The sequence below is a fragment of the Streptomyces sp. NEAU-W12 genome, from assembly GCF_026242095.1.
Classification (GTDB): domain Bacteria; phylum Actinomycetota; class Actinomycetes; order Streptomycetales; family Streptomycetaceae; genus Streptomyces.
The window spans coordinates 111,741-127,000 of record NZ_JAPJDM010000008.1 but is presented as its reverse complement, the minus strand read 5'-3'; the positions used below and the strand labels follow the sequence as shown (position 1 = coordinate 127,000).

At 73.2% G+C, this 15,260-nt stretch carries 12 protein-coding genes and 1 pseudogene; 7 read left to right on the top strand and 6 right to left on the bottom strand.

Features of this window, described 5'->3' with window-relative positions:
- Positions 1–25 precede the first annotated feature (25 nt).
- The 3 genes from ORI94_RS12060 to ORI94_RS12050 form a co-directional block, all read right to left on the bottom strand.
- On the bottom strand, positions 26–1,138 hold the full coding sequence (locus ORI94_RS12060) for a HAMP domain-containing sensor histidine kinase (RefSeq protein WP_266074520.1): 1,113 nt from the start codon (positions 1,136–1,138) through the stop codon (positions 26–28).
- A complete protein-coding gene (locus ORI94_RS12055) occupies positions 1,135–1,875 on the bottom strand; it encodes a response regulator transcription factor (protein ID WP_266074519.1) in 741 nt (246 codons plus the stop codon). The genes ORI94_RS12060 and ORI94_RS12055 overlap by 4 nt, the downstream gene beginning before the upstream one ends.
- 123 nt (positions 1,876–1,998) lie before the next feature.
- Positions 1,999–2,712: a spermidine synthase gene (locus ORI94_RS12050; protein ID WP_266074518.1), complete on the bottom strand. Its 714-nt coding sequence runs from the start codon at positions 2,710–2,712 to the stop codon at positions 1,999–2,001.
- A gap of 236 nt (positions 2,713–2,948) precedes the next feature.
- Between ORI94_RS12050 and lon the strand changes: the two genes are divergently transcribed.
- The gene (lon, locus tag ORI94_RS12045) at positions 2,949–5,402 is read left to right on the top strand and encodes an endopeptidase La (protein ID WP_266074517.1); all 2,454 of its coding nucleotides are present in this window, start codon (positions 2,949–2,951) and stop codon (positions 5,400–5,402) included.
- Positions 5,403–5,613: 211 nt separating this feature from the next.
- Positions 5,614–6,108, top strand: coding sequence for a MarR family winged helix-turn-helix transcriptional regulator (locus ORI94_RS12040; protein ID WP_416237807.1), 495 nt, complete (start codon positions 5,614–5,616; stop codon positions 6,106–6,108).
- 33 nt (positions 6,109–6,141) lie between these two features.
- Here ORI94_RS12040 and ORI94_RS12035 read toward each other — a convergent pair whose 3' ends face one another.
- On the bottom strand, positions 6,142–6,927 hold the full coding sequence (locus ORI94_RS12035; protein WP_266074515.1) for a protein phosphatase 2C domain-containing protein: 786 nt from the start codon (positions 6,925–6,927) through the stop codon (positions 6,142–6,144).
- A gap of 418 nt (positions 6,928–7,345) precedes the next feature.
- On the opposite strand from ORI94_RS12035, the gene ORI94_RS12030 reads away from it, so the two are divergent.
- From ORI94_RS12030 to ORI94_RS12010, 5 genes and pseudogenes are all read left to right on the top strand, one after another.
- The gene (locus ORI94_RS12030) at positions 7,346–10,615 is read left to right on the top strand and encodes a nitrate- and nitrite sensing domain-containing protein (protein ID WP_323056042.1); all 3,270 of its coding nucleotides are present in this window, start codon (positions 7,346–7,348) and stop codon (positions 10,613–10,615) included.
- Entirely contained in the window at positions 10,612–11,166 is a 555-nt protein-coding gene (locus ORI94_RS12025) for a roadblock/LC7 domain-containing protein (RefSeq protein WP_266074513.1), read from the top strand. Before ORI94_RS12030 ends, ORI94_RS12025 begins: the two co-directional genes overlap by 4 nt.
- Positions 11,163–11,585: a DUF742 domain-containing protein gene (locus ORI94_RS12020; protein ID WP_266074511.1), complete on the top strand. Its 423-nt coding sequence runs from the start codon at positions 11,163–11,165 to the stop codon at positions 11,583–11,585. The genes ORI94_RS12025 and ORI94_RS12020 overlap by 4 nt, the downstream gene beginning before the upstream one ends.
- Positions 11,566–12,204 (top strand): GTP-binding protein, encoded by a 639-nt coding sequence (locus ORI94_RS12015; RefSeq protein ID WP_266074510.1) that lies wholly within the window; start codon positions 11,566–11,568, stop codon positions 12,202–12,204. The genes ORI94_RS12020 and ORI94_RS12015 overlap by 20 nt, the downstream gene beginning before the upstream one ends.
- A 54-nt stretch (positions 12,205–12,258) precedes the next feature.
- Positions 12,259–13,520, top strand: a pseudogene (locus tag ORI94_RS12010) (styrene monooxygenase/indole monooxygenase family protein).
- Here ORI94_RS12010 and ORI94_RS12005 read toward each other — a convergent pair.
- Both ORI94_RS12005 and ORI94_RS12000 read right to left on the bottom strand, forming a co-directional pair.
- Positions 13,484–14,782: a C40 family peptidase gene (locus tag ORI94_RS12005; RefSeq protein WP_266074508.1), complete on the bottom strand. Its 1,299-nt coding sequence runs from the start codon at positions 14,780–14,782 to the stop codon at positions 13,484–13,486. The pseudogene ORI94_RS12010 and the gene ORI94_RS12005 overlap by 37 nt on opposite strands.
- A 102-nt stretch (positions 14,783–14,884) precedes the next feature.
- Positions 14,885–15,214 carry a hypothetical protein gene (locus ORI94_RS12000; protein ID WP_266074507.1) on the bottom strand — a complete coding sequence of 110 codons (330 nt, stop codon included), beginning with the start codon at positions 15,212–15,214 and terminating at the stop codon, positions 14,885–14,887.
- Between the last annotated feature and the right edge of the window lie 46 nt (positions 15,215–15,260).

Here is a 15,260-nt window from a genome sequence, read left to right as displayed (position 1 = left end):
TTGTGGCTCCGCTGGGCACCCTACGTCAACCTGACGAGGGAGAGGCCCCCGGAAGGGTGATGAGAATGCGGCAGCCCCGCTCGGATTCGGCCACTCCGATGCGTCCGCCGTGCAGATCGACGGCCCAGCGGGCGATCGCCAGGCCGAGACCGGTGCCCCCGTCGCTGCCCGGACCGTGCGGCAGGTTGACGCTGCCGCGGTTGAACCGCTCGAAGACGCGGTGCCACTCGGTCCGCGGAATGCCGGGTCCCTCGTCCAAGATCTCCAGCTGGAGCGAGTCCGGCTGCGGTCCGGGCCGGGCCTTGACCGTCACCCGGCCGTGCGGCGGACTGTGCTTGACCGCGTTGTCGATCAGGTTGGCGACGACCTGGTGGATGCGCTCCGGATCGAGGTGCGCGGTGAGCTCCGGGGGCGAGACGTCGAGGCTCAGATGGACGTCCTTGCGCGTGTGGCCGCCGGAGCCGGTGGTCATGCCGGCGCGGGCGGAGGCGACCATGTTGGCCTCCTTGAGCACACCGGAGAGATACGGCCACACCTCGAACCGCTGCCGCCGCAGCGGGACGACCCCGTTGTCCAGACGGGACAGGTCCAGGAGCGTCTCCACGAGGCGTCCCAGCCGCTCGGTCTGCTTCAACGCCGTGCGCATGGTCTCGGGGTCGGCCTCGGTGACGCCGTCGACGATGTTCTCCAGCACCGCGCGCAGACCCGCGATGGGGGTGCGCAGTTCGTGCGAGACGTTGGCCACCAGTTCCTTGCGCTGGTGGTCCTGGGCCTCCAGCTCGTCGGCCATGACGTTGATGGTCCGGGCCAGGTCGCCCAGCTCGTCCCAGCGGTTCTCGCGCACCCGGCGGGTGTAGTCGCCGTGCGAGATGGACCGGGCCACCGCGTTCATGTCGTCCAGCGGCGCCGTCAGGGAGTGCGCCACGAACTGCGTGATGAGCAGGGTGGCGATCATCGAGAAGACCGTGATGAAGCGCAGCTCCGTCTTGGTGTGCACCGCGATCATCGACAGCCCGGTGGTGATCAGCACGGAGATGACGACCAGCGCACCCAGCTTGGTCTTGATGGAGAACGGGCGGACACCGCCCCAGGGACCGGGGTCCCCGGGGCCTCTCCGTGCGGCCGGCCCGTCGCTCATGGCGTCGGCGTCTCCAGGGCGTAGCCCACGCCGTGCACGGTACGGATGCGCTCGGCGCCGATCTTCCGGCGCAGCGCCTTGATGTGGCTGTCGACGGTCCGGGTGCCGGAGGCGTCCGCCCAGTCCCAGACCTCGGCCAGCAGCTGCTCACGGGAGAGCACCGCGCGGGGCGTGTTGGCCAGGCACACCAGGAGGTCGAACTCGGTGGGCGTCAGATGGACGTCCTCGCCGCGCACCCGGACCCTGCGCTGCGCGTGGTCGATCTCCAGTTCGCCCAGGCGCAGGATGCCGCTGCGCGGGGTGCTGGCCGCCAGGGCCGCCCGCTCCATGCGGCGCAGCAGCACATGCACGCGCGCCGCGAGCTCCCGCATGGAGAACGGCTTGGTCATGTAGTCGTCGGCGCCGACGCCCAGCCCGACCAGCATGTCGGTCTCGTCGTCGCGCGCGGTCAGCATCATCACCGGCACCGGCCGCCGCGCCTGCACGCGCCGGCAGACCTCCAGGCCGTCGAAGCCGGGCAGCATGACGTCGAGGATCAGCAGGTCGGGCTGCCAGGCCTCCGCCGTGTCGACGGCGGACGGACCGTCACCCGCCGTCTGCACCAGGAATCCCTCGGCGCGAAGGCGGGTCGCGATGGCGTCCACGATCGTCGCGTCGTCCTCGACCACCAGGACCCGGCGCTGCGCCCCCGGAGTGGTCGCCGCCGTGCCGTTGTGGGAGGTGTGTGTCTGCTCCATCGCCCGCCCCTGAAGTGTGCTTCCCGGAATCCGTGGGGTGAATCCGTCTCTGCGCATGACTGCGATTGACGCTTGAATGATCGGCGTCAGTGCAGCAGCGTACGGGGACTCGGCGCGGCTTTGCTATCCAGGGCGGACGCCGAGGTGCACGACGTCCGGTACGCCCCGGGCAACCGTGATCTCTTCGGTACGCACCTGCCTGAACCCGGCATTCCGCAAGGTTCCTTCGAAACTCTCCGACGGCTGCGCGGACCACACCGCGAGCACTCCGCCCGGCCTCAACACCCTTGCGCAGTCCATGAGTCCGGTGGGGGAGTAGAGTCCCCCGTTGTCCTCGGTGACGGTCCAGTCGGGGCCGTTGTCGATGTCGAGGCACAGCGCGTCGAACGTGTCGGACGTCTTATGGACGTACGCCACCAGGTCGGCCTCGACGATCTCCGTGCGCGGGTCGGCGAGGGCGCTCGCGGAGAGCCCGGCCAAAGGACCCGCGCGGTGCCAGTCGATGACGGCGGGCTCGCGCTCCACCACCGTGATGCGGCCCCAGCGGGGTGCGGCGGCGGCGTGCGCGAGTGAGAAGCCGACGCCGAGTCCGCCGATGAGGACGTGCGGGTCCCGTCGCGGACCGTGCCCCGCGCGGGTGTCGGCGGCGTCGAGCGCGGCCAGGGCGGCGTCGACCAGCCGGCGCTCCGAGCGGCCGTCGGAGGTGTCCATCAGGAAGCACCCGTTCGCGATGATCTGCAGCAGGTTCCCGTGCCGGCGGAGCACCACCTCCCCGTACGGGCCCTCGCGGCGGTCCAGGACTTCGGGGACTTCGGGAATGTCGTAGGGGGTGGACATGCGTTCATCCTGGCAGTACTCCCCGTTCGGCGGAGCACCTCCGCCGTTCCGCGTCGTCCACGGCGGGTCCCGGCGGTCCCGGGCGGACCTCTGCGGTCCCGGGCGGCTCCGGTCCTTCCAGGGTGGCGCGGCGGGTGATCGCTGAGAGCGAACGCGGACGGGCGCGGTCCGGGAACAATCACGGGCTCAGGAGCATTGAGTCGGCATAACTCAACTTGACTGCCGAAGGGGAGATCATGGCTGCTGAGTCCACACCGCTCGCCCTGCCTGTGCTGCCGCTCGACAACGAGGTCGTGCTGCCCGGGATGGTGGTCCCGCTGGACCTGAGCGATTCCGAGGTGCGCGCCGCGGTGGAGGCCGCCCAGGCCGCCGCCACGTCGGAGACCGGGAAGCCCAGGGTCCTGCTGGTGCCACGCATCGACGGGACCTACGCCGCCACCGGCGTCCTGGGCACGGTCGAACAGGTCGGCAGGCTGGCCGACGGCGACCCGGGCGCCCTGATCCGGGGCCGGGACCGGGTGCGGATCGGTGCCGGGACGACCGGGCCGGGCGCCGCGCTGTGGGTGGAGGGCACCCGGGTCGAGGAGACCGTACCGGAGCCTTCCCCGAGTTCTCAGCTTCGTTCGAACGGGGGAGACCCCTATCCCGGACAGGTGACCGAACTGGTCACCGAGTACAAGGCGCTCGCCACCGCCTGGCTGCGCAAGCGCGGCGCCTGGCAGGTCGTCGACCGCGTCCAGGCCATCGACGACGTCTCCACCCTCGCCGACAACTCCGGATACTCACCGTTCTTGACCACCGAGCAGAAGGTGGCCCTGCTGGAGGCCACCGATCCGGTGGCCCGGCTGAAGCTGGCCACCCAGCAGCTGCGCGACCACCTCGCCGAGCAGGACGTCGCCGAGTCCATCGCCAAGGACGTCCAGGACGGCGTCGACAAGCAGCAGCGCGAGTTCCTGCTGCGCCGCCAGCTGGAAGCCGTACGCAAGGAACTGCGCGAGCTGAACGGTGATCAGGAGGGTGAGGAGTCCGACGACTACCGCAGCCGCGTCGAGGCCGCCGACCTGCCGGAGAAGGTGCGCGAGGCCGCGCTCAAGGAGGTCGACAAGCTGGAGCGCTCCTCCGACCAGTCGCCCGAGGGCTCGTGGATCCGCACCTGGCTCGACACGGTCCTGGAGATGCCGTGGAGCGAGCGTACCGAGGACGCGTACGACATCCAGGGCGCCCGGGCGGTGCTCGACGCCGAGCACGCCGGCCTGACGGACGTGAAGGAGCGCATCACCGAGTACCTGGCGGTGCGCAAGCGGCGTGCCGAGCGCGGGCTCGGCGTCGTCGGCGGCCGCCGCGGCGGTGCCGTGCTCGCCCTCGTGGGCCCGCCCGGCGTCGGCAAGACGAGCCTCGGCGAGTCCGTCGCCCACGCGATGGGCCGCAGGTTCGTCCGGGTCGCCCTCGGCGGCGTCCGCGACGAGGCCGAGATCCGCGGCCACCGGCGTACGTACGTCGGCGCGCTGCCCGGCCGGATCGTACGGGCGATCAAGGAGGCCGGGTCGATGAACCCGGTGGTGCTGCTCGACGAGATCGACAAGGTGGGCTCCGACTTCCGGGGCGACCCGGCCGCAGCCCTCCTCGAAGTCCTGGACCCGGCGCAGAACCACACCTTCCGCGACCACTACCTGGAGGTCGAGCTGGACCTCTCGGACGTGGTCTTCCTCGCCACCGCCAACGTCCTGGAGGCCGTCCCGGAGGCGCTGGCGGACCGGATGGACATCGTCCGCCTGGACGGCTACACCGAGGACGAGAAGGTCGTCATCGCACGCGACCACCTGCTCCCGCGCCAGCTGGAGCGCGCCGGACTCGCCACCGACGAGGTCGCCCTCGACGACGGCGCGCTGCGCAGGCTGGCCGGCGAGTACACGCGTGAGGCGGGCGTGCGCACCCTGGAGCGGTCCATCGCGCGGCTGCTGCGCAAGGTCGCGGCCCAGCACGAACTGGGCGAGCGGGAGCTGCCGTTCACCGTCGCGGACGGGGACCTGCGCGCACTGCTCGGCCGGCCGCGCCACGTGCCCGAGTCCGCCCAGGACCCGGCCGAGCGCCGCACCGCCGTCCCCGGTGTCGCCACCGGGCTCGCGGTGACCGGCGCGGGCGGTGACGTCCTCTACGTGGAGGCGTCCCTGGCCGACCCGGAGACGGGCGCCGCCGGACTGACCCTGACCGGGCAGCTGGGCGACGTGATGAAGGAGTCGGCGCAGATCGCGCTGAGCTTCCTGCGCTCCCACGGCGCCGAACTGGAGCTTCCGGTCGGCGACCTGAAGGAGCGGGGCGCGCACATCCACTTCCCGGCGGGCGCGGTGCCCAAGGACGGCCCCAGCGCCGGCGTCACGATGACCACCGCCCTGGCCTCGCTGCTGTCCGGGCGCCTGGTCCGCACGGACGTGGCCATGACCGGAGAGGTCTCGCTGACCGGGCGGGTGCTGCCGATCGGCGGGGTGAAGCAGAAGCTGCTCGCGGCGCACCGGGCGGGGGTCACCACCGTGATCATCCCCAAGCGCAACGAGCCCGACCTGGACGACGTCCCCGCCGAGGTGCTGGACGGGCTCGACGTCCACGCCGTGACCGACGTCCGCCAGGTCCTGGAACTGGCACTCTCGCCTGCGGCGAACGGCGCGGTACCGGAGGTTCCGGTGGCGGTGTGACGGCGTCACCGAAGGCGCGGCGGCCCGGATCCCGTGAGGGGCCCGGGCCGCCGCAGTGCGGCAGCGCGAACGGTGAGGCCGTGGCCGCCGGCCGCCGGGCCGGTCGCGGTGTGCTGCCGCGCCCCACGTCTGCGAAATACTGGCGGAGCCCCAGCGGCGTCGCCATCTGGCGGAAACACGGACGACCGGGAAGAGCGAGGCAGGGACCGACGTGCACGAAGGCGGAAACGGCGACGGCGGGGACACCTCGCCCCAGACGCCCGACAGCGGTGTGAAACAGCCCGGATACCTCGCCCTGGAAAGGGAGTTGACCGTGCTGCTGCGCCGCGCCAGGGCCAGCCAGGGTGAGATGTCCCGCGCGGTCCACCCGGACCTGGAGCCGTCCGCGTACGGGCTGCTCGTGCGTCTGGACGAGTGCGGCAAGCAGCGGGCCACCGAACTCGCCGCCTTCATCGGCGTCGGCAAGGCGACCATGTCGCGCCAGCTGCACGCCCTGGAGGAACTCGGGCTCGTCACCCGCGAACCGGACCCCGCCGACGGCCGTGCCTGGCTGGTCGCCCTCACCCCGGAGGGCCGGAGCCGGATGAGCAGGGTCCGCGAGGCCCGCCGGGAGCGCTACGCCCGCGGCCTCGCCGACTGGGACCCGGGGGAGGTCACGGAACTCGCCCGGCTGCTGCACCAGCTGAACCGGGGCATGGAGAAGTAGCGGGGCCCCGCCGGTACCCGGAACCCGCGGGGCTCAGAACTCCACGTACACGACCGTCGCGTCGTCGTGCGTCTTGCTCCGGCCGAGCGCCACCCCTTCCGTGTCCGCCCGCTCCAGTGCCCGGACACGGTCCACCAGCGCCTGCGCCCCCTCCTTGCGGACGAGGGCGAGACAGCCGGACCAGTCGCCCTCGCCGAATTTCTCGACCCAGCGGGCCGCTCCGTCCGTCAGCGCGGCCAGGGCGCGCACCTCGGCGCGCGGCAGCGTCCCGGTGACCGCGCGCACCGCGACCGACGGATCGGCCGCCGCGGTGAAGAAGCCGCCCTCCCTGTTCCGCACGGTGGAGTCCACCAGCGCGTCCGTGGCCAGCGCCGAGCGGGGCAGCCGGGCCAGCCGGTCGTCCAGCAGCGCGGTGACCGTGCCGTCGGGCGACTCGACCAGCAGGGCGGAGTCCGAGAGGACCAGGTAGTCGACCGACTCCGGTGACCAGCGCGCCAGCACCACCGTCGCCTGCGGCGTTCGCGGGTGAGAAAGGTCACAGGTTTCGGCGTGCGCCCCGGCGGTACGGGAAACGGCCCGGGACAGCAGGTCCGCCAGGGGGACATCCGGGAGGGAAACGGTCAGTTCGGCCAGCGCCCCGCCGAGCCGCGCGGTGAACCAGGGGACCGTGTGCCGGCAGCCCGTGCCGTCGCGCGGCGGCGTGACACCGTCCAGTACGACCAGCGAACCGCCCTGCCCGGAGGCCGGAAGCCCGACGCTCGCGAAGTCCTCGTTGGGGCGGTCCGCGTCACCCGGCTCCGAGACGAGTTCCGTACGCATCCGGCCAGTCTGCACGACGCCTCCACAAGGGTTCCAGGAGACCGCCACCGTTGCCCGAATACCGGCGGTCGTGCAGGTCAGGCGCCGCGTTTGGGCGGGATTGCAGTGCTCCGTCGACGCGTGGCGGCGAATCCTGCCACCGGCCGCCGCAGACGTCCAACCGACCTGCCGTGGAGGGCTGCTGCGCGAGGTCGCGTGACTTGCTCCTCAACTCGACTCCGGGGTTCACTCCTTCGAGTGGCGGGTCAGGTGATGCGCGTGCGGTGCCCGTGGGCACTGGGAGGGTCGGGGAGCGACGGGGGCGTCTCGCTGCCCGAGCGCGACCGGCCGTCCGCCAGGGCGTACACGCCCGGCACGGGCAGGGCGCAGGCGCCTGTTGACGGAACGTCACCCCGACCCACGGGTACACGAGTCAGGAATGCGAGCACCGGTGCAGAAGACGCGGCCTCGTCGCACAGGCAAGCAGACGCCCCCCACGGAGGACGCTGAGCAGCAGCCCACCGTAGGCAGGGGTCGCCCCACCCACGTGCGCAACCGGCTCATCGTGGCCGTCGCGGTCGTGGCCGCGGCGATCGCCGCCGCCGGGACACCGTCCCTGCTCACCGCCTCCGGGCAGCTGAGCGACTCCCAGAACCTGGTGACCCACGCCGAGCTGACCCAGGACGCCCTCGCCCTCGCGCACTCGCTCGCCGACGAGCGGGACGACGTCACGTCCTACGTCGCGGCCGGCCGCGACGAGGGCAAGGCGCCCACCGAGCAGCACAGCACCCGCGTCGACCGGCAGGTCGAGGAACTGCGCGCCGACACCGGCACCCCCGAGGCACTCCGTGAGGACCTCGACGCCATCGCGGCCCTGCGCAGGGCCGCGCTCACCGGCAGGAGCAGCCCGCTCGAGGCGCACCAGGCGTACTCCACCGCCATCACCCAGCTGCACCGGCTCGCCGAGCAGCTCGCGGAGCAGACCCCGCCCCGGGCCGGGTCCGGCTCCTACGCGCTCGCCGAGCTGGACACCGCCGTCCAGCAGGCCGCCGCCGCCCGGGGACTGCTGCTCGCCGCGCTCAACGTGCCGAGCAGCACCCAGACCGTGATCGACCCCCTCACCGGTCTGCCCGCCACGTCCACCTCCACCTCGGACGCCGACGCCGAGCGGCGCGACGCGCTGACCGCCGCCGCCCTCCAGGCCCGCCTGCGCTCCGACGCCGCGCTCGCCGACTTCCGCGAGACGGCCCCCAAGGCCCCCCGCGCCTCGTACGACTCCACGGTCACCGGCCCCGAGGTCGACGCCGCCGAGAAGTACCTCGAGAACCTCACCGACGAGCCGACCCTCACCGACGGGGAACTCTCCACCGACACCAAGAAGCTGGCGGCCGCGCTCACCGCCCGCGTCGAGGCGATGCGCGGAGTCGAGTCCGCCCTCTTCGACCAGCGCACCAAGGACCTCGCCCAGCTGCGCGACGACGACGTCACCGCGCTGGAGATCCGCGTCGCCCTCCTCGGCGCCCTCATGCTGCTCACGGTCGGTGTCGCCACGGCCATGGCCCGCACCCTCACCCGTCCGCTGTCCGTGCTGCGCCGCGGTTCCGCCCGGCTCGCCGGCGCCGAGGACCCCGGCAGCGAGGAGCCGGTCGCGTTCACCGGGCGCAACGACGAGTTCGCCCAGGTCGTCCGCTCCGTCAACGCCCTGCACGCGCACGCAGCGCAGCTCACCGGGCGGATCACCACGCTGGAGGCCGACCGCAAGCACCTCGTCGCGCAGCGGCAGCGGATGGCCGACGCCCGCGAGGAGCTGCGCACCCAGGTCACCGAGTCCGCCGCCCACCTGGAGCAGCTGCGCAGCACCATCGGTGGCACCTTCGTCAGCCTGGCGCTGCGCACCCTCGGCCTGGTCGAGCGGCAACTCGGTGTCATCGAGGGCCTGGAGGAGCGCGAGGACGACCCGGAACGCCTGGCCACCCTGTTCAAGCTCGACCACTTCGCCACGGTGATGCGCCGGCACAGCGAGAACCTCCTCGTCCTCGCCGGCACCGAGCACGTCCAGCACGCGGCCGGTCCGGTGCCGCTCGTCGACGTCGCACGGGCCGCGGTCAGCGAGATCGAGCGCTACGAGCGGGTCCGCATCGCCGCACTGCCGCCGCACGCGCACATCGCCGGGTTCGCCGCGGACGACCTCAGCCATCTGCTCGCCGAACTCCTGGAGAACGCCACCTCGTTCTGCCCGCCCGACCTGCCCGTCGAGGTCTCCGGCTGGCTCCTCGAGAGCGGTGAGGTCGTGCTCTCCGTGCAGGACGAGGGCATCGGCATGACCGGGGAGCGGCTGGAGCGGCTCAATGCCCGCCTGTCCGACTTCGACCCCAAGGCGCCCTACGAGCACGAGGGCGAGGACGGCCTCGGGCTCGGCCTGTACGTCGTCGCCCGGCTCGCCCAGCGGCACGGGGTACGGGTGCAGCTGCGGGAGCAGAAGCAGGGCGGCGTCGCCGCGGTCGTGATCCTGCCCACGGCCCTGCTGGCCGCCGCCGCCCCGGACGCCGTACCGGCCTCCGGACCCGTCGCCGACAATTCCTCCCGTGTCACCCTGCCCGGCGCCGCCGCGGAGGCCAACTCCAACGTCCTGCACGGCCGTACGGAAGGCGGCGACCCGTTGGTCGCCCTGGCGGAACAGGCGGTACAGCGGCAGGAGGAGCCCACGGCGGAGGAACCCGCCGCTGCCGGGCCCGCCGGGAAGCCCGCTGCCGAGCCGGGGGCTCCGGCGGTCGACGGTTCTGAGGTGAGCGGTGGCGTCGAGGGTGCCGGTGAGTCCGCGGAGGTGTCTGCCGGGGGGCAGGCCGGGGAGTCCGCGCGGGACGGTGTCTCGGGGCCGGGGGCTCCGGCGGCCGACGGTTCTGAGGTGAGCGGTGGCGTCGAGGGTGCCGGTGAGTCCGCGGAGGTGTCTGCCGGGGGGCAGGCCGGGGAGTCCGCGCGGGACGGTGCCTCGGAGCCGGGGGCCGGGGCGGTCGACGGGTCCGGGGCCGCCGACGACGTCGACGGCGCCGGCGAGTCCGTGGACGCGACGCACGAGCGGCCCGCCGAGACCACCATGGAGCTGCTGATCCCGGCGCCCGCGCAGCCGGCCGACGACCGGGCCGCACGGTCGGCCACCGGGCCCGCCGGGACGTCCGGCGCCGATACTCCGGCCGCCCACCCCGGCCACCCGGTCGACGACGTCCCTGCGGCCGTCGACCTCACGGCCGACCCGCAGGCCGCCCCCGCCCCCGCCCCCGCGCCGGCGGCCAGGCCCGCGCCCGTGGGTGACTCCGCTCCGGCTCCCGCCCCCGTCGCCGAGGACACGCGTGCGACCGACGGCCCGGCGGCGGAGCGAACGGCGCAACAGGAGTCGGATCCGGAGTCGGATCCGGAGTCGGAGTCGGAGCAGGGGCCGGAGGCGTCGGAACCGCTCACCGACAAGGGCCTGCCCAAGCGCACGCCGAAGATCTCCGCACCCGTCGGGGCGCCCCGACGGCGCACCGGCTCGGTGGACGCCGACGCCCTGCGCCGCCGCCTCGGCGGCTTCCGCCGGGGGGCGGAAGCCGGGCGCAGGGACGTCGAGGTGGAGATCGCCGAGAAGAGGGGACCGCACCGGCCGCCGTCCACCGCGTCCACCGCACCGCCCGAAGAAGCCACGGGGGGCACTGTCGAGGAGGCAACGAGTTGACCGCGCCGAGTACCTTCGGACCGAGCAGTGAAGCCCGCAACCTGCACTGGCTGCTGACCAATCTCGTCGAGGAGGTCCCCGGCATCCTCTCGGTCGCCGTGGTCTCCTCCGACGGCCTGCTGCTGCTCTCCTCGGATCCCGATCTCGCGATGGCCCGGACGGACTCGCCCGAGGGCGCCCGCACCGTCGGGGCGTCCGGGGCGCGGGCCGAAAAGCGCACCGGCCCGCGCGGCTCCGCCGCCGATCTGGCCACCGTCGTCTCCGGCATCGGCAGCCTCACCATCGGCGCCGCCAAGCTGATGGACTACGGCCCGGTCCGGCACACCATGGTGGCGATGGACGAGGGCAGCCTGTTCGTGATGTCGATCAGCGACGGTTCGCTGCTCGGTGTGCACGGCTCCGCGGACTGCGACATGAGCGTGGTGGCGTACCACATGGCCCTGTTCGTGGGCCGGGCCGGCCATGTGCTGACCCCCGAACTCCGCAGCGAGCTGCGCCAGTCCATGGAGAACAAGGCCCTGGAGAGCGAGTCCACCGGGAGCCCCCGTTGAGCGGTGAGTCCAGGAAGAGCCTCCCGGTCCGCGGCGCTGACCGCAAACCCGCCAGGGTCCGCCCCTACTCGCTCACCGGTGGCCGTACCCGCTCCGGGCATGTGCTCCTCGTCGAGACGTTCGTGGTGGGCACCGCCGAGCTGGAGGCCGCCGAGGAGCGCAAGGAGCTGCCCAAGGGCTCGCTGAAGTCGACGGTGATGCCGGAACTGCGGGCCATCGTCGAACTGTGCCGCCGTATGCGGACGGTGGCCGAGATCTCCGCGCTGCTGAAGATGCCGCTCGGTGTGGTCCGCGTGCTCCTGAGCGACCTCGCGGACCAGGGAAAGATCCGTGTCCATGGAACGGGGACCGGCCACGGCACGGGCCGCCCGGACCGCGCGTTGCTGGAAAGGGTGCTGAGTGGACTCCGCCGTCTCTGACGCCGCTCGAGGCGTCACCTCGCTCGTCGAGGGCGACGAGCCGTTGCTGCCCTGGCAGACGGACCGTACCCGCGCCCCGGTCGCCACGAAGATAGTGGTGGCCGGCGGGTTCGGCGTCGGCAAGACCACGCTGGTCACCACCGTTTCGGAGATCAGGCCTCTGGAGACCGAGGCGCTGATGACCGAGGCGAGCGCCGGGACCGACGACCTCAGCGCCACGCCGGAGAAGCTCACCACCACCGTGGCCCTGGACTTCGGCCGGATCACGCTCGACGACGACCTGGTGCTCTACGTCTTCGGCACCCCCGGTCAGCAGCGCTTCTGGTTCATGTGGGACGACCTGGTGCGCGGCGCGATCGGCGCGGTCGTCATGGCCGACACCCGCCGGCTGAAGGACTGCTTCCCGGCGCTCGACTACTTCGAGAGCTGCGGACTGCCGTACGTCGTCGCGGTCAACCACTTCGACGAGACCGAGCTGTTCGAGCCGGACGACGTGCGGGAGGCGCTCACCATCCCCGCCCACATACCTGTCATGATCATGGACGCTCGGCGCCGGATCTCGGTCATCGAGACCCTCCTGTCCCTGGTGGCTCACGCACTCGAGGAGACCCCGGAGTAACCCGGAAGCCCCTGCTCGGCTGCCCGAAGCCCTCGTCCAGCTGGGAGAACCCGCATGCGGAGGATACTCGTCGTCGGAGCCGGCCAGTCCGGTCTCCAGCTCGCCCTCGGCCTCCAGTCGCACGGGTACGAGGTCACCCTGATGTCCAACCGGACCGCGGACGAGATCCGCACCGGGCGGGTGATGTCGACGCAGTGCATGTTCCACACGGCCCTGCAGCACGAGCGTGATCTCCAGTTGAACTTCTGGGAGTCCCAGGCCCCGAGGATCCAGGGGCTCGGCGTCTCGGTCGCGGCCCCCGGCTCGCACGACCCGGGTCCGACGCAGCGCGCGATCGACTGGCTGGGCAGGCTCGACGGGTTCGCGCAGTCGGTCGACCAGCGGGTGAAGACGGCGGGCTGGATGGAGGCGTTCGCCCAGCGCGGCGGCCAGCTGGTCATCCACGGCGCGGCCGTCGGTGACCTGGACTACCTCTCCCGTACGTACGACCTCGTGCTCGTCTCCGCCGGCAAGGGCGAGCTCGTGCGGATGTTCGCCCGGGACGCCTCGCGCTCCCCGTACGCCGAGCCGCAGCGCGCCCTCGCGGTGGCCTACGTCCACGGGCTCGCCCCGCGTCCGGAGCACCCGGACACGGAGGCCGTCCGCTGCAACCTCGTCCCCGGGGTCGGCGAGATGTTCGTCATGCCGACGCTCACCACCTCGGGCCGCGCCGACATCCTGTTCTGGGAGGGCGTACCCGGCGGTCCGCTGGACGTCTTCAAGGACGTCAGGGACCCGGCGGAGCACCTCTCCCTGACCCTGGAACTCATGGAGACGTTCCTCCCCTGGGAGTACGCGCGGGCCACCAAGGCCGAACTGACCGACGCCGGCGGCACCCTCGCCGGCCGCTGCGCCCCGACCGTCCGCCACCCCGTCGGCACCCTGCCCGGCGGCGGCAAGGCCCTCGGCGTCGCCGACGTGGTCGTGGCCAACGACCCGATCACCGGCCAGGGCTCCAACTCCGCGTCCAAGTGCGCGGCCTCCTATCTCGCCTCCATCGTCGAGCACGGCGAGGCGCCGTTCGACGAGGAGTGGATGCGGGGAGCCTTCGACCGCACTGGGACACCGCCCAGCACGTCACCAAGTGGACCAACGCCATGCTGGCCCCGCCGCCCGGGCACGTCCTCGACATCCTCGGTGCCGCCGGCGGCCTCCAGCCCGTCGCCGACCGGTTCGCCAACGCTTTCGACAACCCGGCCGACTTCGAGAACTTCTTCTACGACCCCCGGAAGGCCGGCGCCTACCTGGCGGAGGTCTCGGGGGCCGTGGGGGCGTAGGGCAGGTCCTGGCCCCGGTTCTGGCCCTGGCCCCTGACCCGGTCCTGGTCCTGGTCCGGGTCGTATCCCTCGTCGGGTCCCTCCGTCGCTCCCGCGGGGAGTTCGGGCGGTACATGGTGCCGCAGGGGCTCCCCGTCCGGGTCCGGGCGTACGGCGCCCAGGACCGGGTTGGCCGCGATCGGGGAGACCTTCACCCGCGCGCCGGGCCGGGGCGCCTGCACCACCATGCCGTCGCCGAGGTAGAGGGCGACATGCGTGGCCTCGGGGAAGTACACGACGAGGTCACCCGGCCGCAGCTCGTCCAGCGGGACCCGGTCCAGCCGTGCCCACTGCCCCTGGCTGGTCCGGGGCACCGGTGTCCCGGCCGCCCCCCACGCCTCGGAGGTCAGCCCCGAGCAGTCGAACGCCTCCGGGCCCTCGGCGCCCCACTCGTACGGCTTCCCGATCTGCTCCACCGCGTACCGCAGGGCCCGGTCGCCCGCAGCGGAGGGCGTGCGCCCGGTACCGGGACCGCCCGGGGCGCCGGGAGCACCCGGCACGTCGAGGGCGCCGGACGCCATGAACTCCGCCTGTTTCCGGGACGCTTCGGTCCGCTCCAGCTCCGCGAGGGCGGCCAGTCGGCCGGGGGTGAGCGAGGCGAGCAGTTCCTCGACCTCGCCGAGCCGCTCGCGCACCGCGGCGCGTTGCTTCCCGCGCCGCTCGGTGAGGGCGAGCCGGTCGTCGAGCGCCTTGCGGGCCTGCCGGGCGAGCGCGTCGGCCCGCTGCTCGCTGCCGGTCAGCCGGCCCACCGCGGCCGCCCGGTTGCGCGCCAGCCGCCCGATCACGTGCCCCTGGTCGAGCGCGTGCTGCGGGTCGCGGGCCAGCAGCAGCCGTACGTACGGGGAGATGCCGGTGCTGCTCTGGTACTGCTGCCGGGCCAGCCGCCCGGCCGCGCTCCGGCTGTCGTGCAGGGAGAGCCGGGCGGCGGCGAGGGCGCGGTCCAGACGCCGTGTCTCGGCGCGCTGCTTCGCCAGCCGCTCCTCGGTGGCGTTGTAGGCCTCGGTGGCCTTCCCGACCTCGCGGTACAGCCGCTGAAGATCCGTCAGCAGTCCCGCGACGGACCGGTTGCCGGGCTGAGCTCCCCCCGTGGGCACGTCGGCCTCCGGAGCCCCGGTCGCGGTGCTGACCGGCGGGTCCGCGGCGGCCGTCGCGGACGCCGGCGCGAGAACGGTTCCGGTCGCGACCGCCGCCGTACACACCAGACGCAGAAGCATTCCTGACACGACATCACCTCCGACGCGGGCGGCTCCTCCGCTCCGCACCGCGAGCATCCGGCCGCCCGGCCGGGCCCGCTCGCCGGATGTGCGCGGTTCGGCGCAACGGCGTCACCCGTCGGCGTCGTCCGGCTTGCCGCGCGGCGTGGCGCCTGGATCGGCGGCCGGGCCGCGGGCGGGTCCGGACCACGGCCACCTCGGGCGGTCGGGCGTCGCCGCCCCGTCCGGGTCGTACAGGTACTTCCACCCCTGCGTCAGCCCGAGCCGGCTGCTCTGCCCCCGGGGCACGCGCCGGTAGACCAGCACCGTGGGCGGGCCGCCGTCCGGGGCCGGGACGGGGATGCGGTACGTCTTGGGCGGGTGCCCGGTGATGCCCAGCAGCACGGGCAGGACGCGCCCGTCCATGGGCCCGCCCTCGAAGGGGGTGTCCTGTCTCTTCACGGCACCAGTGTCGGCCATGCCCCCACGCCGGCCGCCCCCCGGCCGC

Coding starts and splice junctions, on each gene's coding strand:
- ORI94_RS12060 (WP_266074520.1), bottom strand. CDS start 1,138: ATGAGCGACGGGCCGGCCGCACGGAGAGGCCCCGGGGACCCCGGTCCC.
- ORI94_RS12055 (WP_266074519.1), bottom strand. CDS start 1,875: ATGGAGCAGACACACACCTCCCACAACGGCACGGCGGCGACCACTCCG.
- ORI94_RS12050 (WP_266074518.1), bottom strand. CDS start 2,712: ATGTCCACCCCCTACGACATTCCCGAAGTCCCCGAAGTCCTGGACCGC.
- lon (WP_266074517.1), top strand. CDS start 2,949: ATGGCTGCTGAGTCCACACCGCTCGCCCTGCCTGTGCTGCCGCTCGAC.
- ORI94_RS12035 (WP_266074515.1), bottom strand. CDS start 6,927: ATGCGTACGGAACTCGTCTCGGAGCCGGGTGACGCGGACCGCCCCAAC.
- ORI94_RS12030 (WP_323056042.1), top strand. CDS start 7,346: ATGCGAGCACCGGTGCAGAAGACGCGGCCTCGTCGCACAGGCAAGCAG.